Consider the following 25,398-nt stretch of genomic DNA (forward strand, 5'->3'; position numbering starts at 1 on the left):
AGTGCGCTGACGACGGCGAGCGGACCCAGAGCATAGGCTGACCAGGCCATGCCAACCCGAGTCCATGCCATCATCGTCGCGCGTCCAGGCCCTTCATCTCGTGCGCAACTGCTGCGAACACTCGATGCGCTGACGCTGCAGACTCAGCGCCCCGACGCCGTCACTCTGGTCGTCTGCGGGGACGGCACCGCCGCCAGGGAGAGCGACGCCGTCGCACGCATCGTCGAGGGCATCATCGAGGCTCGCAGCAGCACGTCGTTCGCCGCGGCCGTGAGGCTGGCGATGCCCCGCGTCGCCGAGGGGGCGGCCGTATGGCTGCTCGCGCAGGACTCCGCGCCGCACCCGCACGCGCTCGCCCAGCTCGCCGGGGCACTCGAACGATCTCCATCCGCGGCGATCGCCGCGCCCAAGCTCGTCGACGTCGACAACGAGAGAGAGCTCGTCTCGCTCGGAGTGACCATGACGAGGCTCGGCCGTTCCGTCGACCTCGTCGCGGGGGAGCTCGACCAGAATCAGCACGACGGGCGCGACGACGCGCTCGGCGCGGACATCCGCGGAATGCTCGTCCGCGGCGAAGTGCGCGAGCGCCTCCTTCCCGACCCCGCACTCGCAGGAGCCGACGAAGGCCTCGACCTGGGCGTGCGCGCGCGACTGGGCGGCGGCCGCGTCGCCCTCGCCCCGAACGCACGCATCTCCGTGAGCCCGGACGGCCCCGCGGCGCTGCCACAGGGCGCGGCGCAGCGGGCGTACGTCACGCGTGTCGCTCAACTGCATCGCCGCCTCGCCTACGCGCCGGCACCGGTGGTCCCGCTGCACTGGCTGACCCTGCTGCCGCTGGCACTGTGGCGCACGATCGTGCACCTGATCGGCAAGCGCCCTGCCGCCGTCCTCCCCGAATGGGGAGCAGCCTTCGCGGAGATGGTGAAGTTCGGCGGGGTGGCCCGGTCTCGGCGCGGCATCCGCGCTTTGCGGACAGCGTCATGGGCGAGCATCGCACCGCTGCGCATCACTCGCGGACAGCTGCGCCGCCGGCTCGATGACGGTCACGGCAGCGAGGGCGGGGCGGTCAGCGAGCTCAACTTCTTCTCCGGCGGCGGTGCCTGGGCCGTCCTCGGCGCGCTCGTCGTCAGCGCTGCGGCCTTCACGTCCCTGCTCGCGTGGCCCGCGATCGGCGGAGGCGCGCTGCTTCCGCTGCGCGACACCGTCGCAGCACTGTGGGAGGACGCCGCCTGGGGGCAGCGCGGCCTCGGCATCGACCTGATCGGCCCCGCCGACCCGTTCGCCGGCGTGATCGCCGTGATCGGATCGATGTGGCCGGCAGCGCCCTCGTTCGCCATGGTGCTGCTCTGGCTGGCGGCGCTTCCGCTCGCCGTTCTGGGCGGCTGGTTCGCCGCCACGCGCCTCACCGACCGCGGTGGCCTGCGCATCTTCGGCGGCGTCGCCTGGGCCCTCGCGCCGACCTTCCTCACCGCCCTGATCGAGGGGCGTCCGGCCGCGGTGCTGCTGCACCTGCTGCTGCCCTGGCTGTTCCACGCGGCCGTCGTGGCCCACCGGTCCTGGGGCGCCGCGGGGGCGGCATCCATCATCCTCGCCGCGGTGCTGGCGTGCGCGCCGTCGCTCGCGCCCGCCATCGCGCTGCTGTGGCTGCTCGCTCTGATCGTCGTCCTCTCGCGCGCCTGGTTCCACGGCGCCGTTCGACTGCTGTGGCTGCTCGTCCCGACGGCCGCGGTCTTCGCACCGCTGATCCTGAGGCAGGTCCAGCGCGGCGACCTCTGGGCCGTCTTCGCCGATCCGGGATTCCCGTGGGCCGGGCCCCAGGTCGCTGCCGACGCCATGGGGCGCCTCCTGCTGGCATCCGGATTCCCGACGGCCGACCTCGCAGGCTGGGCCGATGTCTTCGGCCCCGCTGTCGCCGCGTGGGCGCCGCTGCTGATCGTGCCCGTCGCCCTGCTCGCTCTCGCCGCGGCGGTCGCGCCGCGCTGGGGCGCCGGCATCACCCTTCTCGGCGTGGCCATGACCGGTCTCGCGACCGCCTTCATGGCCGTCGGCGTGATCGTCACCTTCGCACAGGGAGTGCCGGTCGAGATCTGGCCCGGCACCGGGCTCAGTCTTGCCTGGGTGGGACTGGTCGGCGCGGCCATCGTGACGCTCGATACGGCGATCACCATGCCGGGGCTGCGCGTCGCGGCCGTCACCGTCGCAGGACTGTCGCTCGCGGTCTGCGCGGTTCCCGCGCTGACAGCACTGCATGCCGAGCGCGCGGTGCTCACCAACGGACCCGACAGCACCCTTCCCGCCTATGTCGCCGCCGAGGCGCGCGGCGACCGCGAGATCTCCACGCTCGTCCTCACGCCGCAGAATGACGGCGGTCTCGCGGTCGAGGTCGTGTGGGGAGCATCCGCGACGCTCGGGGCACAGACCACCCTGCAGAGCACCGCGACAGAGCCGCCCGGCACCGACGCCAGCGCACTCGCCGTCGATCTGCTCTCGGCGCGCACCTTCGATGCGCCCAGCGAGCTCGCCGCCCTCGGCATCCACTTCGTACTGCTGGATCAGGTCGACGGCGACGAATCCGACGTCGCACGCGCGTTCCGCATCGAAGCCGTCACGGCGCTGGATCAGCGCGCGGGCTTCGTGAAGGTCGGGGAGACCGACAAGGGCGTGCTGTGGCGGCTGAATGCGGAGCCCCGCGAGCGTGCGGAACTCACCAGCGCGCAGGCGGGTACGGGACACACGGTCACGACCGTGATCCTCATCGTGCTGTTCGCGGCACTTCTGCTTGCGATCCCCACGAGGGCGTCCCGTCGCGCCGCGCGTGCTCAGTCACGCATCGTCGGTCGCTCGCCGGAGGAGCCGATCGTGCTCCCATCCCGCACGGAGCATCCGATCGTGCACGGCGAGGACGAAGAGCCGACTGAGGACGAAGAGCCGGCCGAGGACGAAGAGCAGGCCGAGGACGAAGAGCCGGCAGAAGACGAAGAGCCGGCAGAAGACGAAGAGCCGGAAGAAGACGGCGACGCCGGTGAGGCCCCGGAGCACGACGACGCGATCGAGCCACCGGAACAGGACCAGCCCGACGAGCCGGAGCAGAACGCCTCTGACCTGCCACCCGAAGAGAACGCCGACGATCAGGAGAAGGACCGATGACTCAGAATCGTGCGGTCCGGGTCGTCGCGACCGGAGCCCGGCTGCTGGTCGGAGTCGCCGTCGTCGTGGGGTGCGTCCTGGGCGTCTCGGCCGCCGTCGCGCTGCCATGGCCGGAGATCGCACGCGAGCCCGCGCAGGTCGCCGTGACTCCGACCCCGGGAGATACGACCCTGGTGTGCACCGGCGACTTCCGCGCGGTGGGCCGAAACGCCGAGAATGCGGCGCAGCAGGTATCGGCCGGCACCCCCGACTTCACGGTGGACAGCAGCGGGCCCCGCGAGAGTTCCGAACTCGTCTCCGCCGACCTCCCCGACACCCCCGGTCCCCAGCGTCTGGTGGGCAGCGCCGAACGCGGCGAAGCGGCGCTGATCGCGGCGGCCGAATCGATCTCCCTCGAGTCGACCGATCTCTCCGGGCTCGCCGCAGCTCCGTGCCGTGAGACGCGCACCGAGTCCTGGCTCGTCGGCGGCACAGTGCAGACCGGCACCAACGACCTGATCATCCTGTCCAACCCCGGTGACGTCACCGCCACCGCGACCCTCGTCGTGTACGGAATCGACCAGACCGCGACGACCACGCTGATCCCCGCCGGCACGCAGCTGTCCGTGCCGCTCGCCTCGATCGCGGCGGGCGCCCAGGAGCCTATCGTCCGGATCACGGCCGCGGGTGCGCCGGTCAGAGCCGTCCTGCAGTCGTCGCTGATCCGAACCCTCGACCCATCCGGCATCGACCTGCAGGACAGCGCCCCTGCGCCCAGGAGCGAACTGTCGTTCGCCGGCGTCCAGGTCGTGAGCAAGAGCGAGGACACCGGACTCACCGTCATGCGCCTGATGGCGACCGATCAGGCGACCAGAGCGCGCATCACCGTGCGCTCCGGCGGCGCCGAGGTGCAGCAGTTCAACGTGCCGCTCGAAGCGACCACCCCCACGGAGGTGAGCGTCGACGGGCTGGACGCCGGTGTCTACAGCATCGAGATCGACGCGGACGCGCCGCTCGTCGGTGCCGTCAGGCAGACGACCGGGGTCGGGCCAGGCAGCGACTTCGCGTGGACTCCTGCGGCGGAGGCCATTCGCGGCGAGATCCTCGTGGCGGTGCCGAACGGCCCGGGCCCCCGCCTCCACCTCGTGAACACGCAGGACGCCGACGCGAAGGTGACGCTGACACCCGCCGACGGCGGCGACGGCGAAGAGATCTTCGTCCCCGCTCATGGCGACGCAGTCGCGGATGTCTCGGCCGACACCGCGTACTCGCTCTCGACGGATCAGCAGATCCAGGCGGCGGTGACGCTCTCCGGTACGGATGAGCTGGCCGGCTGGCCGCTCTCGCCGGGCACCGCGGCGCAGCCGCCGATCATCGTCTACCCCTGATCCTTCGCTCGCTGAGCCGTTCGAAGCGTCAGGGCCCGTCGGGGCCGAACTCCCACGGGTCCTTGCCCACGTACTCCGCCGCCGCGCGGAAGACGGCGCTCTCGATCGCGATCCGGCGATGGATGCCGTCGTCGTGGCCGGGCGGGAGCAGACGCTCGATCGGAATCCGGAACAGCACGATGCGGCGTTCGTCGCGGTCGATGCGCCAGCGAGGGATGCCGTCGGCATCCGCCTTCTGCGGCAGCCCGCCGATCTCGAAGCGCACTTCCTCGAGCTCCGGCCAAGTGCCGCGCAGGAATTCCACTGCCGTGCCGATGGTCACGTCGAAGCGATCGATGCGGCCGTCCAGCGGCGGCAGGGGAGGCCGCACGACCTCACTGCGTCCGAGACGCCCGTGGCGGCCGTGTCGTGCGCCACGACGGGGCGCAGCGGCGCGTTCGGTACGGCGACGGGGCATGACGAAAGTCTAGGTGCTCCGCGCGGCATCCGGGTGTGGCTGGCGCTGCGGCCTACGCTGACAGAGATGGACGGAAGACTCTGCTCTAAGGTGACCTGCGCACGCGAGGCCGTGGCGACGCTGACGTTCGATTACGGCGATCAGATGGCGGCTCTCGGGCCGCTCGGCGGCACGGATCACCCGCACGCGCATGATCTGTGCGCGCAGCACGCGGACCGACTCTCGGTCCCCGCCGGATGGATCGTCGTCCGGCACGAGGCGCTGCGGGCCTGAGGGCTACACGCCGACGCGGCGTCCGGTGAGCCGCTCGGCTCTCGCGTCCGCGATCGCCAGCGCCCGACGCTCGCGCTGACGTCGCAGCACGGTGATCGCGATCAGTAGCTGCTCGGGGTGCGCCGCGGGCTGGGGTGAGATGTAGACGGCGGACTCCGCCACCAGGTCCTGCGCGACCCGAGCCCGTGCCGGCGGCGACATGCGTGCGGCGTGCTGCAGGAACTGCGAGATGCGCCGGGCGAGACGGTCCGGCATCCGCGCCACATCCGCGATCTGCGCCCAGCCTGCCAGCGCAGGCGGCATCACAGCGGCGAGCGGGACGAGTTTCGGGGTGCGCACCCGCTGACTGTAAGTGCCCGCCACCAGGTCGCCCAGTCGCTGGGAGCGCGCGGTGAAGGCGCCCGACAGCATCGCCACCGCACCGAAGGTCATGTAGATCTCCAGCACGCCGATCAGGGCGCGGATGAACGCATGCCGGAACCCGGCCGCCCCGCCGTCGAGGCGCACGATCCGCCCGCCCACGGCGAGCTTGCCGAGACTGCGTCCGCGGAGGGCGAGCTCGACGACGATCGGCACGACGACGAAGCACACCACCATCGCCGCGATGCTGAGGATGCCGTCGATCGAGGTGTCGACGATGCCGGCGAACAGCAGCCACGTCCGCAGCCACAGGAACAGCAGGAACAGCACCCACCCGACGATCATGTCGATCAGGGCGCCGAGCGCGCGCATGAAGAACCCGAGCGGCTGCACATCGATGGCGACCGCTTCGCCGGAGAGCACCTCGTCGGCGGTGTCGATCGGCGTGGACATGAGTACAGTAAATCAGGTGGATGCCGATGCTCTCGCCGATGCGCGCCGCGCGGAATGGGATCGCCTCGGCGAACTCAGCCGGTCGCGTCTGGACGGCGACGGTGTCGACGAGCTGATCGTGCGGTACCGCGCGGCATCCGCGGATCTCGCCGAGCTGAAGACCTCGGTGGGCGACTCGCCGCAGGGGGCGTACGTGTCGTCCGTGCTGTCGAAGGCGCGGCTGCGTCTGACGGGTGCTTCCGACAGCATCCTCACGCAGATCGCGCGGTTCTTCGCCGATCAGCTGCCTGCAGCACTGTACCGGCTGCGCTGGACGACGCTGGTGATCGCGCTCGTGTTCATCGCGATCACGGCCGGTGTCGGCGCGTGGATAGCCTCCGACCCTGCGCTGGTGGCGACGCTCGGGCCCGCCGATTTCCTCCAGCAGTACGCCGACGAGAGCTTCACCGAGTACTACACCGAGAACCCGGCGGCAGTCTTCGCCGGAATGGTCTGGACCAACAACGCCTGGATCGCCGCGCAGTGCGTGCTGTTCGGGGTGACGGGCATCTGGCCCGTCTACGTGATCGTGCAGAACGCCTTCGGGCTCGGCGTCTCCGCCGCCGTGATGGCCGCGCACGATCGCCTGGACGTCATGGTGCTTTACATCCTGCCGCACGGGATGCTCGAGCTGACCAGCATCTTCGTCGCCGCCGCAGCCGGCCTGCACCTGTTCTGGGCGTGGGTCGCACCGGGGCATCGCATCCGAGGCGCTGCGCTCGCCCAGGAGGGCAGAGCGCTGGCGACCGTCGCGATAGGACTCGTGTTCGCGCTGTTCCTGTCAGGCCTCGTCGAAGGATTCGTCACCGGCTGGTCGTTGCCGTGGCCCGTGAAGATCGGGATCGGCGGTGCGGCGCTCGCGGTCTTCCTCGTCTACATGCTGCTGGTCGGCGGTCGCGCGTACCGTCGCGGTGAGCGCGGGGACCTCCTCGAGTACGAAGCCGGCACCCCGCAGCTCACCGCGGGTTGATCAGAACTTCTGCGTACCGTCCAGCAGCGTCTTGTACGCCAGGCCGGCGATCATCGCCCCGACGATCGGGAACACGATGAACACCCACAGCTGCGACAGCGGGCCGACCCCGCCGTAGACGGCCGCCGCGATCGAGCGGGCCGGATTCACCGACGTGTTGTCGACCGGGATGCTGATCAGGTGGATGAGGGTCAGCGTGAGACCGATCGCGAGGCCGGCGAAGGGCGTGGGGCGCAGCTTGTGCGTCGTGCCGAGGATCACGAACAGGAACATCGCCGTCAGGACGATCTCGACGATGATGGCGGCCCACATACCGAAGCCGCCGGGGGAGTGCTCGCCCCAGCCGTTGCTGGCGAAGCCGGCATCCTGAGCACCGGTGAGCCAGCCGTCCGGACCGAACAATCCGATGAGCACGAGGATCGTGCTGGCGACCACGCCGCCGACGACCTGCGAGATGATGTAGCCGGGTACCTCACGCCACGGGAGCCGGCCTGCGGCCGCGACCCCGAGCGTGACGGCGGGGTTGAAGTGGCCGCCGGAGACGGGGCCGAAGGCGTATGCGCCCACGACGACCGTCAGGCCGAACGCGAGTGCGACCGCCACGTAGACGGCCGAGCCTGAGCCCGGGTCGGTGAAGTGGTTGGACGCGAACAGCGCGGTGCCGACGCCGCCGAGGACCAGCAGGAAGGTGCCGAGCGCCTCAGCGGTGAGTTTTGCGCCAGTGGATGGGACCGGAGCCGCGGCTTCGGCGAGCGTTTCGCTCATGGGATTCCCTCTCGTCGGTTCGATTCGAAGCGATCGAATTCACCGCACATGATAGTGGGGTCGGATGCCGAAGCATCCGACCCCACGCGGGAATGTTCGTCAGGCGATCAGTCGCCGACTCCGACCGGCTCCGGCTCGCCGACGGGGAGACCTGCCAGAGCACGGACGTCGTCCGCGAGCTGCTGGTCGACCTGGCCCCAGTACCAGAAGAAGCGCTCCTGGATGGCGGGAACCGTCAGCGCGTTGTACTGACCGGTGAGGGTCTCGACGAAGCGCTGGCGCTCTTCGGCGCTGAAGACGTCGTTGATCAGCGTGCGAGCCTGGCCGAAGTCGTCGTCCTCCGAGTGCAGGGTCGCAGCCGAGCGCACGAGTGCGCCGTCGTTCTCCCAGCTCGCCTCGACACCGCGCTGCGGGTCGGCCTGCGGGCCGCCGGCGACACCGTACGAGTTCGGGGTGTAGACCCGGTGCTCTGCGGTGTTGTAGTGGTACTGCATGTTGCCCTCGTGCATGTAGTTGCTCGTGTGGGCGGCGTGCGGCTGGTTGACCGGCAGCTGGTTGTAGTTCGTGCCGATGCGGTAGCGCTGCGCGTCCGGGTAGGAGAACACGCGGGCCATCAGCATCTTGTCGGGCGAGATGCCGGTCCCGGGAACCTGGTTGCCGGGCGAGAAGGCAGCCTGCTCGATCTCGGCGAAGAAGTTCTGCGGGTTGCGGTTCAGCGTGAACGTGCCGACCTTGATGCGCGGGTAGTCCTTCTTCGACCAGGTCTTGGTCAGGTCGAACGGGTTGAAGCGGTAGGTCTTGGCCTCTTCGTAGGGCATGACCTGGACGTAGACGTCCCAGGACGGGTTCTCTCCACGCTCGATCGCCTCGTACAGGTCGCGGCGGTAGTAGTCGGCGTCCTCACCGGCGATGCGCTCGGCCTCGTCGGCGAACATCGGCTCGACGCCCTGCTGAGTCAGGAAGTGGTACTGCACCCAGAAGCGCTCACCGGCCTCGTTGACCCACTGGTAGGTGTGCGAGCCGTAGCCGTTCATGTGACGCCACGAGCGCGGCAGGCCGCGGTCGCCCATGACGTAGCTGACCTGGTGGGCCGACTCGGGGGAGAGGGTCCAGAAGTCCCACTGCATGTCGGCGTCGCGCAGGCCGGAGCCGGTCAGGCGCTTCTGCGAGTGGATGAAGTCGGGGAACTTCATGCCGTCGCGCAGGAAGAACGTCGGGGTGTTGTTGCCGACGATGTCGAGGTTGCCCTCGGTGGTGTAGAAGCGCAGCGAGAAGCCGCGGACGTCGCGCCAGGTGTCGGGGGAGCCCTGCTCGCCGGCGACCGAGGAGAAGCGGATCAGCGTCTCGCTCTTCGCGCCGGGCTGGAAGACGGAAGCGCGGGTGTACTGCGAGACGTCCTCGGTGACGACGAACTCACCGAACGCTCCGCCGCCCTTGGCGTGCGGGTTGCGCTCCGGCACGCGCTCGCGGTTGAAGGAGGCGAGCTTCTCGACCAGGTAGCGGTCGTGGAGGGCGGTGATGCCGTCGGGACCGGAGGTCAGCGAGTGTGCATCGCTGGCGACCGGGGTTCCAGTCTGGGTGGTAGTGAAAGCGTTGTCTGTCATTTCACTTGTTCCTTTCGCAATCGGAGCAGATGGCTCGGTAGGTCACAGAGGCTTCGATGATCCGCATCCCGTGGTCGTGGGACGGATGCAGGCAGGGTGCTTCGCCGGTGGCGCAGGCGACGTCTTCGACGCGGCCGCACTCGACGCACTGCAGATGGTGGTGGTTGTCGAACTCGTCCTGCACCTCGTAGAGCGCGCTGCCGGCGTCGGGCAGGCTCACCCGGCGAACGATGCCGGCGCCCGTGAGGTCGCCGAGGATGCCGTGGACGGTGGGCAGTGCCAGGCCGCTCAGCGTCTCGCGCAGGGAGGAGAACACGGTGTCCGCCGATGCGTGCGGGTGGACGGCGAGGGCTTCGAGAACCGCGACGCGCTGCACCGTGACGCGCAGGCCAGCGGCGCGCAGGCGCTCGGTGGCTTCGGGGGGCGCGGCGGTGGTCATGGCATCGAGCCTACCCTTTTTCTGAATCATTCACAAAAAGGAATCGGTCAGGTCTAGATCGGATCTACAGCCGCCCGGCCGCCTTCAGCTCGAGGTATCGGTCGGCGATCTTCGGCGGCAGACTCTCCGGATCGGCGGCGATCGCCTCGCCGCCCGCGCGGCGGATGGCGTCGGCCACATTCTCCGCATCACGCAGCGTGCGCTCGGCTGCTGCGGCGAGATAGATGTCCTCGCGGGAATCGCGCTTCGTCGCCAGCGTCCCGACCGCGTCATCGGTCACCGATCCCACCAGCACCGTCGTGGCGCGCGATGGGTTCGGGAATGCGCCGAGGAAGCTGCGCGCGGACTCCGCGGCATCCTGGGCGGTGAGCACGACGACCAGTGAGGGGCGCGTCGTCAGCGTGCGGATCGCGGCGAACGCTCCGCCCCAGTCCGTGTCGACCAGGCGCGCGTGCACCGGCGCCATCGCATCGGTGATCGCTTGCAGCAGTCCCGGCCCGTCGACACCGGTCACCCGTCCCCGCACGACCCGGTCGTACATCAGCAGGTGCACGTGGTCGCCGGCGCGTGACGCGAGAGCAGCCAGCAGCAACGACGCCTCGAGCGCGGCATCCAGTCGTGTGCCGTCGCCGACGCGAGCGGCCGCGGTCCGTCCCGTGTCGATGACGATGACGACGTGCCTGTCGCGCTCCGGACGCCAGGTGCGCAGCATCGTGGTGCCGGCGCGTGCCGTCGCGCGCCAGTCGATCGAGCGCACGTCGTCGCCCCGCACGTATTCGCGCAGGGAATCGAACTCGGTGCCCTGGCCGCGCACCTGGATGCTGGTGTTGCCGTCCAGCTCGCGCAGCCTGGCCAGGCGGGAGGGCAGATGCTTGCGCGAGGCGAACGCCGGCAGTACCCGGATGGCGCCCCGCACGTCGTGCCGTGCCTGCCGCCCGCCGAGCCCCAGCGGACCGCGGGAGCGGACGAAGACGAACTCGCTCACGAGCTCGCCCCGGCGCCGCGGAAGCAGAGGAATCGTCACGCGGCGTCGCTCATCTGGCGGCACCACGATGCTCAGCCGTTCGGCGCTCGCCCCCGCGGTCGGCTGCCAGGCGTCGCGGACCAGCGCGTGCAGCGTGCGCGCACCGTGATTGTGCAGGGCGACCGAGGCGTCGATCGGCTCATCCATGCGCGCACGCGCCGGCACCCGCCTGGTCAACGTGATCTGCCGCGCGCTCGCCGCGAGCGCAACGTCGATCGCCAGCAGGATGCCGCACAGCACCAGCCAGCCCGCGACCGCGACCCACACCGGGACACCGGCCATGGCGAGAGCCACGACCGGGACGACCCCGAGTCCGATGAGCAGGGCGAGGCGACCGGAGACGAACACTTAGATCGGCACCCGCGTCTGCTGGATCACCGAGGCGAGCACAGCATCCGCCGACACGCCCTCCATCTCGGCATCCGGACGCAGCTGCAGCCGGTGCCGCCACACCGGCACCAGCATCGTCTGCACGTGATCCGGGGTGACCGCCGATGAACCGTTCAGCCAGGCCCAGGCCTTCGCGGCGGCCAGCAGCGCGGTCGACGCGCGCGGGCTCGCGCCCAGCAGCACGGACGGCGACTGGCGGGTGGCGCGGGCGAGGTCGACGACGTACCCGAGCACCTCGTCGGTGACCTCGACGCGGGCCGCGGCATCCTGAGCGGCGCGGATCTCATCCGCCGTGACGGTCGGCTCGACGCCGGTGAGCGCACGCGGCGAGAACCCGCCGGCGTGCAGCCGCAGCACGGTGACCTCCGCATCGCGCTCGGGCATCCCGACGACCAGCTTCATGAGGAACCGGTCCAGCTGCGCCTCCGGCAGCGAGTAGGTGCCCTCGTGCTCGATCGGGTTCTGCGTGGCTGCGACGAGGAAGGGATCGGGCAGGTCGCGGCTGGCGCCGTCGGCCGACACCTGACGCTCTTCCATGGCCTCCAGCAGCGCCGCCTGGGTCTTCGGGGGCGTGCGGTTGATCTCGTCAGCGAGCAGGATGTTGGTGAACACCGGTCCCTGACGGAACTCGAACTCGCCGGTGCGCGCGTCGTACACGAGCGAGCCGGTCACATCTCCCGGCATGAGGTCGGGGGTGAACTGGACGCGCTTGGTGTCCAGGCCCAGCGCGCGGGCGAAGGCCCGGACCACGAGAGTCTTGGCGACGCCGGGAACGCCTTCCAGGAGCACGTGGCCGCGCGAGAGCAGGCAGACCAGGAGCCCGGTGACGGTGCCGGCCTGTCCGATGACGGCCTTGTCGACCTCGGCGCGCACGCGGTGCATGGCCTGACGCAGCTGCGCCTCGTCTGTTTCGGTCGTGGTTGTGTCGGTCACTCTGTGTTCCTTTCCACGTGGACGGCGGTGTCGACGGCCGCCTCGAGTTCTGCCAGTCGGCGAGCGGTGTCGACGAGCTCGGCGTCCGTCCCCGGCAGCGGGCCGTCGAGAAGCTGGTGAAGCGAGCCGCGCGGGATGCGCAGCCGGTCGGATGCCGCGTCCGCGATCTCCGCGGCCGTCGAACGGGCTGTCAGCCCCAGGCGTGCGGCGAGGCGGCGCAGTGAGCCGTCGCGCAGAGCGGCGGCGGCATGGGCTGCGTCGCCGGCCTTCGCGGTGAGACGGGCCCGGCCGTGCATGGTCTCGGAGGCTCGCACCGTGACCGGCAGGGTCTCTGTCACGAGCGGTCCGAATCGCTGGCCGCGCGAGATGCCCGCGACGATGCCCGCCAGCAGCAGGAGCAGGATGGCCGGGGTCACCCACTCCGGCGTGAGCGTGGCGAGGGTGTCGGGGGACTGCGCCTCGAGGTCGCTGTCGGCCAACGACGGCACGTACCAGACCACGTGACCGGTCTGACCGAGCAGCGCGAGGCCCAGTGCGGCGTTGCCGTTCTCGGCGAGATGCTCGTTGCCGAACAGCCGCACGCCCTCGATCAGCGCCGTGAGGTCGCCTGTGCGATCGTCCACCAGCAGGCCGGCGGCCCCGTCGCTCTGGAAGCATCCGGTGACGCCGTCGGCGGGGGAGAAGAAGCGATCGGGCTGCACGGCGCCGACGTTCGCGAACTCCGACAGGTCGCATCGTGCGTCCAACGCGCCGGATGTCGGCGGGGCGGCGTTCTCGCCGAGGTCGAGCAGTCGCAGCAGACGGGAGGCGCTGGAGAGGAACACGGTGCGGTCCGCCGGCTCGATCAGTGCCTCTACGGCCTCGTCGGACAGGGAGAACGGGTCGGCCATCACCAGAGTGCTGTCGTCGCGGATCGCGGCGATCGCGTCCGTCCTGGTGCGCGTGACGGTGATCTCGACGCCCTGATCGCGCATCAGTTCGGCGAGGGCGAGCGTTCCGGAACCCTTGGCGCTCTCCGGGTCGAGGGCTCCGCGGGAATCGGGTGCGCCGAAGCTCAGCGCGCCGATCAGCAGCGCGAAGACGATCACCGCCGCCGCGATCGCCAGCCAGCCGAGGGCGGAGCGCAGCCGCCCCTTCTCGCGTACCGCCGTGCCGATCGCTGCCGTGCTGGTCGCCGCCGTGCCCGTCACGAGGTCACCGCCGCGGGCTCGCGTCCGGCGACAGGACGCGTCGTCGAGACCAGGTCGTCGGTCGCGGCGAGGTCTCGGTAGCTCTGTTCGGTGGCGGGGTGGCGCAGATAGCGCACCTGGTCGAAGGTTCCGGCCGCCGCGGTCAGTTCGACGTGATGGGCGGCGAGGGCCGAGGCGGCCTCGCGCGCGATCGCCTGCGCGGTCGCGCCGGGGGCCGGGTCGATGATGTCGCGCTCGAGCAGACCGCGTGCGAGTGCGCGGAACCGGAGCACTGTGGCAGTGTCCCAATCGCCGTCACGAGCCCTGCGCTCGGCCTCAGCGCGGAGCTGAGCGGCGGTGCGGTCGTCGCGCTCGCCGAGGAGATCGACGCCGCGGCGCTTCACACGGCGCGCTGCGCGCGGCCGGCCCCACAGGATCAGCACGGTGATGAGTGCCGCGACGATCACGACGGCGACGATCACGAGCGCCGTGCTGCCCACCTGCTGCCCGGTGTCAGGCGAGAAGAGTCCGTTGATGAACTCGGCGACATCCTCCGCGAGGTAGTCGAACCAGGTCGGCTTCGCGTCCGCGTAGCGTGGATTCTGCAGTTCCTCCTCGGCCCAGCGGCGTGCTTCGTCGCCGTCCGGGGCGTAGGGATCGGCCGTGAGAGGGATCATGCTCCGCCGGATCCGGGCGCTGCCCACGGACCCTGGTCGGCCGGCGACGCCGGCGACGCCGGTGGCGACGTCGGGGATGCCGGTGGCGGCGGAGGAGGAGCGGCCTGTGTCGCAGGAGCCGGGTACTGCCCCCAGCCCACAGGCGGCGCGGCATACGCCGGTGCGGGCTTCGGCGGCGGGGCGCTGCTCACGGCGCGCGCAGGATCGACGGCGAAGGGATCGCCGAGCTGCTCCGGCGTCGCGCCGAGCTCGCGGCGCTCCAGATGGCGGATCAGGCTGTGGTCGAGTCCCTCGTACCGCATCCGGCAGTCGAGGTAGATGAAGACGGCTGCGGCGCACTGGACGACGATGGCGACGGCCTGGAGCACGTACACCAGCAGTTGCGGCGCGACGGTGGCGATGAGGATGCCGGCGATCTCGGCGGCATCGTTGCCGCTGGTGGGGGCGATGACGGGAACGAAGAGCGAGCCGAGCAGCGAAAGGGGAAAGCTCACGATGCTGACGGCGGCGCTCATGATGATGTTGATGAGGAAGATCACGGCGAACGTGTTCCAGAACCGTCCGCGGGTCAGACGCCACGACCGCACCAGCGCCGTGCGGAGCCGAGCCCGCTCGAGGACGAGCACCGAGGGCACCAGCAGCAGCTTGGTGCTCAGCCACACCCACAGCGGGATCGCGGCGAGCACGAGGAGGATGCCGATCACCACCGAGAGCGCGACGCCTCCGGCCGAGCCGTCGGCACCGGCGGTCACGCCCAGGACGATGATGCCGCCGATCACGAGGACGAGCACGATCCCCGCGAGAGCCTGCAGGACGCTCCATCCGACCAGAAGCCAGAACGAGGGCCGCATGATCTGCCACAGCCGGCCGAGCGTCGGCTTCTCGCCGAGGGCGGCGTGGCCGATGTCTGCGGCGACCACGCCCTGTATGACCGCCGTGAAAGCGAGGCTCACGAAACCCATGACCAGGACCACGAGGCCGTTGATCGCGATGGTTCCCCACATCACCGGATAGAAATCGGGGTTGCTCGGGGAGAGCGACTCCAGCCGCACGAAGCTGAAGAGTGCGACGCCTCCGACCACCACGAGCGTGATCACGGCGACGACCAGCTGCACGACGATCGCGAAGCCGAACAGCACCTTGGGGTTGTGGCGGAGAGCGGCGAAGGGCTTCGCCAGCAGTGCTCCGAAGGTGAGCGGGTGAAGCGGGATGAGTCCTGGCCTGACGGCCGGCGTCCAGGATGCTGTGTTCATCTGACTCCCCGCGCTCATCGAGCTCCCTCCGAACGTGCAGAACCATCGTGTCATACCCGAGGGCGCATACCGGGAACGCGCGAAGGCGCTACCGTGATCGAAATGTTGTCATGAAGTACGCTGAACATGACTGCGTCCAGCCTTCACCCGAACGGCGGCGCGCCTGGGTAGAAAGATGGGGCTGGGATCAGATGACCTCACGGATCCTCGTGGTCGATGATGACACCGCGCTCGCCGAGATGATCGGAATCGTATTGCGCACCGAGGGCTTCGAGCCCGTCTTCTGCGCCGACGGTGCGAAGGCCGTCGAGGAGTGGCGCACGCAGCATCCGGATCTGGTGCTGCTGGATCTCATGCTCCCTGGCATGGACGGCATCGAGATCTGCACGCGGATCCGCGCGGAATCCGGCATCCCGATCATCATGCTCACAGCACGCGGCGACACCGCCGACGTGGTCCGGGGGCTCGAGGTCGGCGCGGACGACTACATGGTCAAGCCGTTCAACCCGAAGGAGCTCGTGGCGCGCATCCGCACCCGCCTGCGCCCCGTAACCCAGGCGACCAGCGAGATCCTGCGCATCGGCGATCTCGTGGTCGACGTCGACGCGCACGAGGTGCGGCGCGGCACGACGCCGATCCCGCTCACGCCGCTCGAGTTCCAGCTGCTCGTCGCCCTGGCATCCAAGCCCCAGCAGGTGTTCTCGCGCGAGATGCTGCTCGAGCAGGTGTGGGGATACCACTACAAGGCGGACACGCGACTGGTCAACGTGCACGTGCAGCGGCTACGCGCCAAGGTGGAGCTCGACCCGGACGCGCCGAAGATCGTCATGACGGTCCGCGGCGTCGGATACCGGGCCGGCAGCGTCAGCAGTTAGGTACCAGAGCCGATGAGTGCGACCACCGCGCTGTGGCGCGACTGGCGAAGCTGGCCGGAGGCGGTCACGACGCTCTGGCGCCGCTCGCTGCGGTTCCGCACCATCACCATCACCCTGCTGCTGACGTCCTTCGCGATCTTCGTCACCAGCGTGATCATGGCGCTCGTGATCCAGAACAACCTCTTCGAATCCCGCCGCGATGAGGTGCTCTCCGATGCGCTGCGAGCTGTGGCGGAGGCGCAGAAGAGGGTCGACTCCGCCGAGGTGACCGACAACCCCTCCGGCCTTCGGGCGCTGTGGGGCGACGTGCAGGAGACGATCCCGCGGGCGTCCTCGTCCTCGCGCGTCATCGCGCTCCAGATCGACGAGATCCCCGTCGGCAGCGGGGTCCGCGGATTCCTCACGGATCCGAGCCTGAGCGAGGACGCGATCAGCGCGGGCCTCCGTGAGCGCGTGGTCTCCTTCCCCGATCGGCAGTCGTGGCAGTCGATCGCCATCCCCATGGGCGACGGATCGGTCGCGCCCGGCATCGTCGTCGGCCAGCAGCTGTTCCTTCCCGGCATCGGCGCGTTCCAGGTGTACATCGCCTACGACCTCGCCGACGCGCAGCAGACGCTGCAGTTCGTGCAGAGCACGCTGTGGGCGGCCGGCTTCGTACTCATCGCGATCGTCGCGGGAATCTCCTGGATCGTGCTGCGCCTGGTCTCGAAACCGATCATCGAGGCATCCGAGACCAGCGCGCGCCTCGCGGCAGGCGATCTCGAGGTGCGGCTGCCGGTGCACGGCGAGGACGAGCTGGCCACCCTCGCGCAGTCGTTCAACGCGATGGCGGACAGCATCGAGTCGCAGATCAAGGAGCTCGGCGAGCTCTCGCTCGTGCAGCAGCGCTTCGTGTCAGATGTGTCGCACGAGCTGCGGACGCCTCTGACCACCATTCGGCTCGCCGCCGACATGCTCAACGACCAGCGCGATCAGTTCGATGCGACCACGAGCCGCACCACGGAGCTGCTGCACACACAGGTGCAGCGCTTCGAGACGCTGCTCAGCGATCTTCTCGAGATCAGCCGCTACGACGCAGGATCCGTGCAGCTCGAGCTGGAGGCGACCAGCCTCGCAGAGCTCGCGGAGGACATCATCGACCAGATGCGGCCGCTGGCGGAGGGGCGAGGGTCGGAGCTGCGGCTGGTCGCGCCGGGAGGCTACTCACCGGTGGACATGGACGCGCGCCGTGTGCGCAGGGTGCTGCGCAACCTCATCGGCAACGCGATCGAGCACGGCGAGGGGCATCCGATCGTCATCACCGTCGACAGCAACCAGTACGCCGTCGCCGTCGGCGTGCGCGACTTCGGGCTCGGCATGAGTCCCGCTGACGCCGAGCGGGTCTTCGACCGCTTCTGGCGCGCGGACCCTTCACGTCAGCGGACCATCGGCGGCACGGGACTCGGACTCTCGATCGCACTCGGCGATGCCAAGCTGCACGGCGGGACGCTCGCGGTCTGGTCCGAGCTGGCGGTGGGAACCAACTTCGTGCTCACCATCCCACGCAGCCACGACCACGCGGACGGCTCGTCGCCGGTGCCGCTGGAGCCGCAGGAGAACGTCGCCGACGTCAACGGGATGACGCAGCCGATTCAGCTGACCGAGCTGCGCGAGGTGTACTTCACCGACTCGATTCCCACAGCCACCGGAGACGACTCATGACCCGCCGCAGGCACCGCAGTCTCGCCGTCCTCGCGCTCGCCGCGTTCATGGCGGTGCTCACCGGGTGCACGAGCCTGCCCGTCTCGGGCGAGGTCAACGTCGGGCTCGCCCTGGACGAGGCCGACCTCGATCCGGACATCAGCCAGATCGCCGCGCGGCCGCTCGCCGGAGCGAGCCCCGGCGAGATCGTCGAGGGCTTCCTGGATGCCGCCCTGACCCCGGACAACGGCTGGGCGATCGCGCGGGAGTTCCTCAGCCCCGAGCTGGCGGCCACGTGGCGCCCGAGCGAGAGCGTCACGATCGACTCGGGCGCCGGTGCCCGCGAGTTCACCGTGGACCTGGATGAGGAGGGCGATGCCGCGGTCTCCGGTGACGTGCGGGTGCTGCTGGATCACCAGGTGGCGCGCGTCGACGAGGACGGCGCTTACGCCGAGCTCCCCGGCGACGCCTCGGTCGCGGCGTTCAAGGTCGCGCGCAACGAGGACGGGGAGTGGCGCATCACGGCGGCCGCCGACGGCATCGTGCTGGATGCCGAGGCGTTCCCGCAGGTCTTCCGCCGGTACTCGCTGCAGTACTTCGACCAGAGCTGGACCCATCTGGTGCCGGACCTCAGGTGGTATCCGCGCCGTCAGACGATCGCGACGACGCTCACGCAGTCGCTGTTGAGCGGAGAGCCCAGCGAATGGCTCGCGCCCGCGGTGCGCAGCGCGTTCCCGGGCGACGTCGCCCTCGCGAGTGACTCGGTCCCGATCAGCCCCGAGAAGGTGGCGACGGTGGAACTGACCGCCGCCGCGGCGACGCTGGATGCCACGCAGTTGTCCCGCATGCGCACGCAGCTCGAGGCCACACTGCGACCCGCAGGCGTCACCGAGGCGCGGCTCCTCGTGAACGGCCGCGACCTCGACGCCGGACGCACCGTCGTCGACGCAGGGCGTCAGGAGACGAGCCCCGTCGTGCTGACCGGGAACGAGTTCGGCGCGTACGTCGGCGACGAGATCGTGCCCGTGGACGGGATCAGCGATGAGATCGTGGCGCTCGCGCCGAGCGTCACGTCCATCGACGTGGCGGCGGACGACGCGCGGGCGGCGGTGAAACTCGACTCCGGCCTGGTGTACACGGTCTCGGACGGCAGGCGCGACGAGCTCGACGGCAGGCCCGGACTGATCGCACCGTCAATGGATCCCTACGGATACACCTGGTCGGTGCCCTCCGCGTCGCCGCATGCTGTGAAGGCGTGGCGCCCCGAGGTCACCGGCGTCGACGTCGTCGGTGCGTTCCCCGAGGCCTCCTCCATCGCACAGCTCCGCGTCGCGGCCGACGGCGTGCGTGCCGCGGCGGTCGTCACGATCGGCAGCCAGCGCTGGATCGTGCTCTCGGCGATCGTGCGCGACGAGGCGGCGGAGCCGGTCGAGTTCGGCCCGATGCATATGGTCGCGCAGGTCGAGGGGGCGGTGCTCGGGATGTCCTGGGTCGGCGGGGACTCTCTCGCCGTGCTCGTCGACGATGCGCAGGCCCGGCTGGTGCTCACGCAGGACGTCGGCGGGCCGGGCACCTATGCTGCGGCGCCGACCGGCGCGCAGGCGCTCTCCGGTGGCCGCACCAGTGCCGCCGTACGCATCCTCGACGAGGACGGCGTGCTGTTCGCCCAGCGCGGCACGACCTGGCAGATGGGGCTGTCCGACGTGCTCGTGCTCGGCACGCACGCGGGTCAGTAGCCGCACTCGTTCTGCACAGCCGCCCCGCGTGCACAGATGGTGCCGGTGGGGCACCGCGACATCGCGATGAGGGCCAGGATCGGCTCATGGTCGACTGGACGGTCCTGGCGGACGAGATCGCGGCCTTCGTGCTGTCCGGATGCTGCGCAGGATGCGACGCGCCGGGAACCCTGCTGTGCGACGACTGCCGAGCGGAGCTCGTCGCGCGTCCGGTGCACCTCGAGACCCCCGCCGGGATGCCGGTGCTCGCGGCGCTGCCGTTCCGAGGCGTCGCCGCCCGATGCCTGCGACGGGTGAAGGAGGACGGCGAGACCCTGCTGGCCCGTCCGCTCGGTGCCGCTCTCGCCGAGGCCGCAGCTCTCGTGCTCGCCGATCACCCGGAGGCCCTCACCGTTCCGGTGCCGACGGGCACGGCGGCGTTCCGGCGCCGCGGCTACCGGGTGCCGGAACTACTGATGCGCAGAGCGGGTCTTGCCACGGTGCGGATGCTGACGCAGACGCGGCGCACCGCAGACCAGCGGGAACTCGACATCCTGCAGCGCAGGCAGAACGTCGAAGGCAGCATGCGCGCGCGACACGCCCGGGCCACCCGCGACGTGGTGCTGTTCGACGACGTCGTGACGACCGGCGCAACCCTCGATGAGGGAGCCCGCGCGCTCACGGCGGCGGGATTCCGGGTGTGCGGGGCGGTGGCGCTCGCCGCGACTCCGAAGCGCACAGAGTCACGGGAAACACATCATGAATGACTCGTGACTTCCGGGGAAACGAGGGCTACGGTAGGGGGACACAAGGCGACCACGGTCCGCCCTTGGCCGGGAGGACCGGGACAAGGAGGCAGCAATGGAAACAAGCATCGTTGGCGTCGGAGTGGGTATCACTGATCGCTTCCGAACCGTTGTCGAAGAGAAGATCGCCCGTGTTCAGCAGCTCGCCTCGCGGGCGCAGCGGCTGGATATCAAGGTCACGCATCGCGCCTACCGCGCAGGTCGCGTCCCGGACGAGACCGTCGAGCTCACCCTTGTGGGCAAGGGCCCCGTCGTCCGCGCGGAGGCCGTCGACGGAGACAAGTTCGTCGCCCTCGATCTCGCCGTCGACAAGATGGCCGAACAGCTCCGGCGCGCCAAGGAGAAGCGCGTGGACGGCCGACAGCACCCGCGCGGCGCGCATTACGAGAAGGGCAGCGGCTCCATCGAGGGCATCGACGTGCAGCCCGCATCCGTCGACGTGCTCCAGGCCGTCGCCACCGGAGCCATCCCGACCCAGAGCGAAGAGGCCGAGGAGTACTCGCCCGTCGTCATTCGGACCAAGAATTTCGACCCAGAGTGGATGACCGTCGAGGAGGCGGTCGACCGGATGGAACTCGTCGGCCACGACTTCTTCCTGTTCGTCGACGCCCGCACGGATCACCCGAGTGTCGTCTACCGCCGCAAGGGCTGGGACTACGGCGTCATCTCACTGACCACCCAGGCATCGCCCGAGGAGGCAGCCCTGGCGTCCTGATCTTGCGAAAAGGCCCGGCACTGAGGTGCCGGGCCTTTTCGCTGCCGTGAGTCTGTCCAGACTTCAGTCGAAGATGCCGTCCAGGATGCTGCCGATCACGAGGCCGCCCATGATGCCGCCCATGATGTCGCTGCCGCCGCCGCCGCGGCGTCCGCCGCCCCAGCCGTCGCCGCCCCAACCCTGCTGCTGCGGGCGGGCCGAGTCGATGTCGCGCTGTGCGAGTTGAAGCGCCTCTGCGGCGAGCTGAGCGACGCGGCGGGACGCCGCCATCGCCTGCTCCCGCGTCTCTTCGGGGACGATCATCTCGGGGATGTCGATGCGCAGGCGCTCGGCTTCGGCGAAGCGCGTGCGTGCGTCAGCGCCGATCCAGCCGCGGTGCCCGGAGATGAGTCCGCGGGCGACGCCCAGCTGACGGTCCGCATCGTCCAGCGAGTGCTGCACGTGCGCCACAGTAGGCAGCGGGTTCTGCGCCCGGTAATTCGCCTTGGCAATGGCGTCGTCCAGGGCGGAGTTGGCCGTGCGGAGCTGCGTGAGCTCGGCGAACGGGTCATTGCGGGTTCCTGCGGGCGAGAGTGCGTCGAGGGCCTGTTCGAGATCGGTGACGGCCGCCGTCACAGCGGGGATCTTCGGAGCGGTGCGTGCCGCGATGATGTCTCCGCGCGAGTCTGCGACGACCTCGGCGAGCGTGGACTCTGCGCGCAGCGCCTCGATCTCGAAGTCTTCGACGGCGTCCAGCAGGGCGCTCGCGCGTCGAGTGGCCTCGGTCGCGGTCTCCAGCGCGAGGTTCGCCTCCTCGTTCTGGCGTGCCGCTCGGCGCCGCTCGGACACCTCTGCGCCATGCGTTGCGAAGGCGATCAGCTGCTCGGCCTCATCGGCGGATGCCGTGATCTGATGCATCGCCGACTCTGAGTACCGCGACGTGAGCCGTTCGATCGTCGCACGGGTCTGCGGGATCCGCGCGGTCAGCGCTTCAGCATCCTTGCGCACCTGCGCGACGACCTGCGGAGCCTGCCGCACGCGGGCGACCGAATCGGCGAGCGCGGCTGTCTTCTCGTCGAGAAGGTCCTCTGCCCAGTCGCACAGCTGCACGATGCGGGCGTTGCGGGTGCGGAGCTCCTCGTCGGTGTCGGGGATCTCGTCGTGATTGAGCTGGTGCAGCTGGAAGGCCTCGCGCAGGTGGGTCTTGACCGAGTCCAGCGCGGCCTTCAGATCCTTCGTGAGCGAGATTCCGAGCTCGGCCTCGGCGAACGCGAGCTCGTCGCCCGCTGTGCGGATCCGCTCGTCGGCGGCGACGAGCGCCTGCTCTGCGCGACGGGCCAGATCGGCGTCCTGCGCCGCCTGTGCAGCCTCTTGCTCGCGTTTGCGCTTACCCCAGAAACCAGCCATGGATCGATCCTACTTTCCGTACGCCATGCGCGCGCTGTGGATCAGGCGATCACCGTGCGGCGGGTGAGCTCAGGCGTGCGTGGCGGGATGAGCCAGGAGACTGCGGCGATGAGCAGCGGCAGGGCGAACGCCAGGGCAGCCAGGGCAAGCCACGGCACGTCGGAGACGACGAGGTCGCCCCGAGACTGGATCGCGAAGCCGATCGGGGGCAGGACACCGGCGGCGGCTCCGGCGATCGTGCCGAACCCGGCGATGATGAGACCCTGCCAGAAGCCGATCCGTCTGCGGAGCCCCGGGGTGCCGCCCACCGCGGTGAGCGTGGCGTCGTCGGGGCGCCGCTCGAATCGTGCAAGACCGAGCGCGACTGCGGATGCGCCCAGGACGAGGACCGCAACGCCGATGAGGATCGGGAACATCCAGAACATGTCGTCGGACGGGCCGCGCTCATAGGACGGCGAGAGAGCCACGTCAGAGGTGCTCAGGAGCGTGGCGTGCGAATAGACGCGGTCGACGTCATCGATCTCGAGCGGATGCGCGAGAGCAGCCATGACCTTGACCGGTTGGATCACCATCCCGAGCCTGTCGGCGGTCTCGGGAGAGATGACGATCGCCAGCGGCTGATCGGACGCATCGATCACGATCGCGTCGATCGCCTGCTGCCACTGCGGTTCCGCGGCGGGAGGCTGCTCGGGCTGGCGCTGCCAGACATTGTCCGGGACACGTCCCTCATATGACTCGCGGGCCGTCCATGACGCGACGTCGATGGTGTCGTCGGTGACCCAGCGTTCATCGGCGACGAGCGCGCTTCCGGAGCGGAAGGCGCTCAGCTGAGCGGGGGAGAGATCGATGCCGAGAACCGTCGACAGTGCGCCGGGTTCAACCACTGAGATCGGATTCATCGGCCACTGCCCGGTGTATCGGTACGACATCTCCGTCGTCGGGTCGATCAGGTACTCCTCGGGCATCACTGCGATGATCCAGTGATCCTCGGCCGGAACGTCTTGCGGCGAGGAGTAGTAACCGGTGTCCGACTGGCTCCGGATGACTCCGACGCTCGTCGCGCCGGCATCCGTGACCAGTTCCAGGGCGGCGTCAGCCGCGTCGTCGGCCTGCTCGGCGTTCACTGGCATGACGATCCCGTTCCCGTTCGGGTAGAACTCCACGGACAGCGAGCCGACGGGGCCCTGGTAGAACCAGTTCCGATTCGAGTTGCCCATTTGCATCGCCGACTGCGAGATCGCGAAGACCGCGATGAACACCGTCGCTCCGATCGCCGCGAACGCGGGAACCGTGCGCGAGGCGTTGGCTGCGGCATCCCGCGATGCCAGGCGCGCGGCGAGTCCGATGCGCGAGAGCACGCGCGAGGCGAGCCAGAGCAGCCAGCGTCCGGAGAGCAGGATGCCGATCTGCACGAGGATCGGGCCTATCACGATTCCGGATGGCGGGATCACTCGAAGAGGCGAATCGGCCGCCAGCTCCGTGTAGGCGATCGCATTGATCGATGCCATCGCCAGAGCGCTCAGGATCGTGAGCCCCACGCCCACGACGAGGATGATCGAGCCCCAGATCGGCCGCGAAGCCTGTGGGGTCTGCGGTCGTCGTGCGCCTCGCAGTGCGCTCAGCGTGTCGGAGCGCGCGACAGAGCGTGCCGGGATCGCGGCCGATGCCGTTCCCACAAGGACCGAGAAGATCAGGATGCAGGCAAGCACCGCCCAAGGGGCATGGAAGCCCCAGTAGCGGGTGCCGGAGCCGTCGTCGGTGAGCCACATCACGAGCGCCGCGAGGCCGACGCCGAGGGCGAGCCCGATCACACCTCCGGCGGCTCCGAGAACCGTGCCCTGCAGGACGATGGTCCGCCTGAGGTCTGCGCCGGTTGCTCCGACGCTCGCGGCGACCGCGAGTGATCGCTGTTGACGTCGAGCCGCGACCGAGAAGGCGGCACCGGCGAGCATGACCACGACGTATGCGGCGAAGAGCCCGGCGGCGCCCAGCATCATGACGTAGCCCTGCACGGCGCCGTCGCCTGAACTGAACGTCACCCAATCGTCCGACTCCGTCGCCTGCGGCGGATCGAGCACGACCTCGCGCGAGTACGCGACGACCCCCTGTTCGTTGAGGGCCTGGACATCTCCCCAGCTCAGGGCGTCGTCAGGCAGGAACCACTTCGTCGCGCCGGTCAGGGTGTCGGACTGAAGGAAGAGAGCGGTCTGCGTCGAGGGCGTGGACACCGCGGTCATCGTCCCCACGACGGTGAAGGTTGCGCTGGACGCGTCGAGCTCGATGTCATCACCGATCGTGATCCCGAAACGCTCCAGCCCGGCCGGGGTGACAAGGATCTCATCGGCGGCTGCGGGTATCCGCCCGTCGACGAGATCGAATCGACCTTGGAACCGGGAGTCCCAGACCTCGCCGTCCCACGCCGGCAGCGACGCCAGGCCTGTCGCTGTCTCCGCCCGGACCTGGCCTTCGGTCACCGCGATCGCTTCGGTTCCGGAGGGGAGCGCGGTGACGGGATCCGGCAGCGGGTCGCCCTCCGGCATGGTCATCTGATCGTTCTGGAATGGATAACCGTTCCACCCGGGCTCGGTCGGCGACTGCCAGAATCCAGCATCCGGCACTCCGACCGGCTGCACCCACGCCTCCATCTGACCGAGCTCGGCGCGCACCGACTCCTCGGGCGTCGAGACTGTGCTCCACACGACGACAGAGAATGCCGCCATCCCGGCGATGGGAAGGGCGATCAGCGTAGCGATCAGGATGCTCGATGAAACCGTGCGCCGCACTTGGCGGCGTGCGAGACGAGAGGCGACTCGCCACCGGGCGCGGTACGTGCCGGTTCTCCGCTTCGTGCGTGCAGGCGTGGCGGTCGGTCCGGGCCGGCCGCCTCGCTTCTCGAGTGTC

21 protein-coding genes are annotated in these 25,398 nt (G+C 69.8%); 9 read left to right on the forward strand and 12 right to left on the reverse strand.

What is annotated here, in order from left to right; all coding sequences use genetic code 11:
* The first annotated feature begins 48 nt into the window (after positions 1–48).
* Positions 49–3,147, forward strand: a complete 3,099-nt coding sequence (locus MAE01_RS00720; protein WP_147037640.1) for a glycosyltransferase — start codon at positions 49–51, stop codon at positions 3,145–3,147.
* Positions 3,144–4,514: a DUF5719 family protein gene (locus MAE01_RS00725; protein ID WP_147037641.1), complete on the forward strand. Its 1,371-nt coding sequence runs from the start codon at positions 3,144–3,146 to the stop codon at positions 4,512–4,514. The genes MAE01_RS00720 and MAE01_RS00725 overlap by 4 nt, the downstream gene beginning before the upstream one ends.
* 28 nt (positions 4,515–4,542) lie before the next feature.
* Here MAE01_RS00725 and MAE01_RS00730 read toward each other — a convergent pair whose 3' ends face one another.
* Entirely contained in the window at positions 4,543–4,971 is a 429-nt protein-coding gene (locus MAE01_RS00730; RefSeq protein WP_282186633.1) for a hypothetical protein, read from the reverse strand.
* Between the two features lie 66 nt (positions 4,972–5,037).
* Between MAE01_RS00730 and MAE01_RS00735 the strand changes: the two genes are divergently transcribed.
* On the forward strand, positions 5,038–5,244 hold the full coding sequence (locus MAE01_RS00735) for a DUF3499 family protein (protein WP_147037642.1): 207 nt from the start codon (positions 5,038–5,040) through the stop codon (positions 5,242–5,244).
* Between the two features lie 3 nt (positions 5,245–5,247).
* Here the strand turns inward: MAE01_RS00735 and MAE01_RS00740 are convergent, their stop codons facing one another.
* Positions 5,248–6,057, reverse strand: a complete 810-nt coding sequence (locus tag MAE01_RS00740) for an RDD family protein (RefSeq protein ID WP_147037643.1) — start codon at positions 6,055–6,057, stop codon at positions 5,248–5,250.
* 16 nt (positions 6,058–6,073) lie between these two features.
* Here MAE01_RS00740 and MAE01_RS00745 point away from each other — a divergent pair, with 16 nt between their 5' ends.
* Entirely contained in the window at positions 6,074–7,066 is a 993-nt protein-coding gene (locus MAE01_RS00745; protein ID WP_147037900.1) for a stage II sporulation protein M, read from the forward strand.
* Here MAE01_RS00745 and aqpZ read toward each other — a convergent pair whose 3' ends face one another.
* From aqpZ to MAE01_RS00785, 8 genes are all read right to left on the reverse strand, one after another.
* Complete coding sequence (gene aqpZ, locus MAE01_RS00750) at positions 7,067–7,831, reverse strand: aquaporin Z (RefSeq protein WP_147037644.1); 765 nt, start codon at positions 7,829–7,831, stop codon at positions 7,067–7,069.
* Positions 7,832–7,938: 107 nt separating this feature from the next.
* A complete protein-coding gene (locus tag MAE01_RS00755; RefSeq protein WP_147037645.1) occupies positions 7,939–9,435 on the reverse strand; it encodes a catalase in 1,497 nt (498 codons plus the stop codon).
* A 1-nt stretch (position 9,436) separates the two neighbouring features.
* On the reverse strand, positions 9,437–9,874 hold the full coding sequence (locus MAE01_RS00760; protein ID WP_147037646.1) for a Fur family transcriptional regulator: 438 nt from the start codon (positions 9,872–9,874) through the stop codon (positions 9,437–9,439).
* A gap of 64 nt (positions 9,875–9,938) precedes the next feature.
* Positions 9,939–11,246, reverse strand: coding sequence for a DUF58 domain-containing protein (locus tag MAE01_RS00765; RefSeq protein ID WP_147037647.1), 1,308 nt, complete (start codon positions 11,244–11,246; stop codon positions 9,939–9,941).
* The gene (locus MAE01_RS00770) at positions 11,247–12,170 is read right to left on the reverse strand and encodes an AAA family ATPase (RefSeq protein ID WP_147037901.1); all 924 of its coding nucleotides are present in this window, start codon (positions 12,168–12,170) and stop codon (positions 11,247–11,249) included. It lies immediately after the preceding gene.
* Positions 12,171–12,217: 47 nt separating this feature from the next.
* Complete coding sequence (locus tag MAE01_RS00775; protein ID WP_147037648.1) at positions 12,218–13,411, reverse strand: DUF4350 domain-containing protein; 1,194 nt, start codon at positions 13,409–13,411, stop codon at positions 12,218–12,220.
* Complete coding sequence (locus tag MAE01_RS00780) at positions 13,408–14,067, reverse strand: DUF4129 domain-containing protein (protein WP_147037649.1); 660 nt, start codon at positions 14,065–14,067, stop codon at positions 13,408–13,410. The genes MAE01_RS00775 and MAE01_RS00780 overlap by 4 nt, the downstream gene beginning before the upstream one ends.
* Positions 14,064–15,320 carry an ABC transporter ATP-binding protein gene (locus MAE01_RS00785; RefSeq protein WP_147037650.1) on the reverse strand — a complete coding sequence of 419 codons (1,257 nt, stop codon included), beginning with the start codon at positions 15,318–15,320 and terminating at the stop codon, positions 14,064–14,066. The genes MAE01_RS00780 and MAE01_RS00785 overlap by 4 nt, the downstream gene beginning before the upstream one ends.
* 191 nt (positions 15,321–15,511) lie before the next feature.
* Between MAE01_RS00785 and mtrA the strand changes: the two genes are divergently transcribed.
* The 5 genes from mtrA (at position 15,512) to hpf (ending at position 21,111) form a co-directional block, all read left to right on the forward strand.
* A complete protein-coding gene (gene mtrA / locus MAE01_RS00790; RefSeq protein ID WP_147037651.1) occupies positions 15,512–16,195 on the forward strand; it encodes an MtrAB system response regulator MtrA in 684 nt (227 codons plus the stop codon).
* A gap of 12 nt (positions 16,196–16,207) precedes the next feature.
* Positions 16,208–17,896, forward strand: a complete 1,689-nt coding sequence (gene mtrB, locus MAE01_RS00795) for an MtrAB system histidine kinase MtrB (RefSeq protein WP_147037652.1) — start codon at positions 16,208–16,210, stop codon at positions 17,894–17,896.
* The gene (locus MAE01_RS00800) at positions 17,893–19,611 is read left to right on the forward strand and encodes an LpqB family beta-propeller domain-containing protein (RefSeq protein WP_147037653.1); all 1,719 of its coding nucleotides are present in this window, start codon (positions 17,893–17,895) and stop codon (positions 19,609–19,611) included. Before mtrB ends, MAE01_RS00800 begins: the two co-directional genes overlap by 4 nt.
* 86 nt (positions 19,612–19,697) lie before the next feature.
* A complete protein-coding gene (locus MAE01_RS00805) occupies positions 19,698–20,357 on the forward strand; it encodes a ComF family protein (protein WP_147037654.1) in 660 nt (219 codons plus the stop codon).
* Positions 20,358–20,451: 94 nt separating this feature from the next.
* The gene (gene hpf / locus MAE01_RS00810; RefSeq protein ID WP_147037655.1) at positions 20,452–21,111 is read left to right on the forward strand and encodes a ribosome hibernation-promoting factor, HPF/YfiA family; all 660 of its coding nucleotides are present in this window, start codon (positions 20,452–20,454) and stop codon (positions 21,109–21,111) included.
* Between the two features lie 63 nt (positions 21,112–21,174).
* On the opposite strand, the gene MAE01_RS00815 is transcribed toward hpf, so the two are convergent.
* The gene (locus tag MAE01_RS00815) at positions 21,175–22,497 is read right to left on the reverse strand and encodes a coiled-coil domain-containing protein (RefSeq protein ID WP_147037656.1); all 1,323 of its coding nucleotides are present in this window, start codon (positions 22,495–22,497) and stop codon (positions 21,175–21,177) included.
* A 41-nt stretch (positions 22,498–22,538) separates the two neighbouring features.
* On the reverse strand, positions 22,539–25,217 hold the full coding sequence (locus tag MAE01_RS00820) for an FtsX-like permease family protein (protein ID WP_229718298.1): 2,679 nt from the start codon (positions 25,215–25,217) through the stop codon (positions 22,539–22,541).
* Between the last annotated feature and the right edge of the window lie 181 nt (positions 25,218–25,398).

This window comes from Microbacterium aerolatum, assembly GCF_007988825.1.
In the GTDB taxonomy this organism is placed as follows: domain Bacteria; phylum Actinomycetota; class Actinomycetes; order Actinomycetales; family Microbacteriaceae; genus Microbacterium; species Microbacterium aerolatum.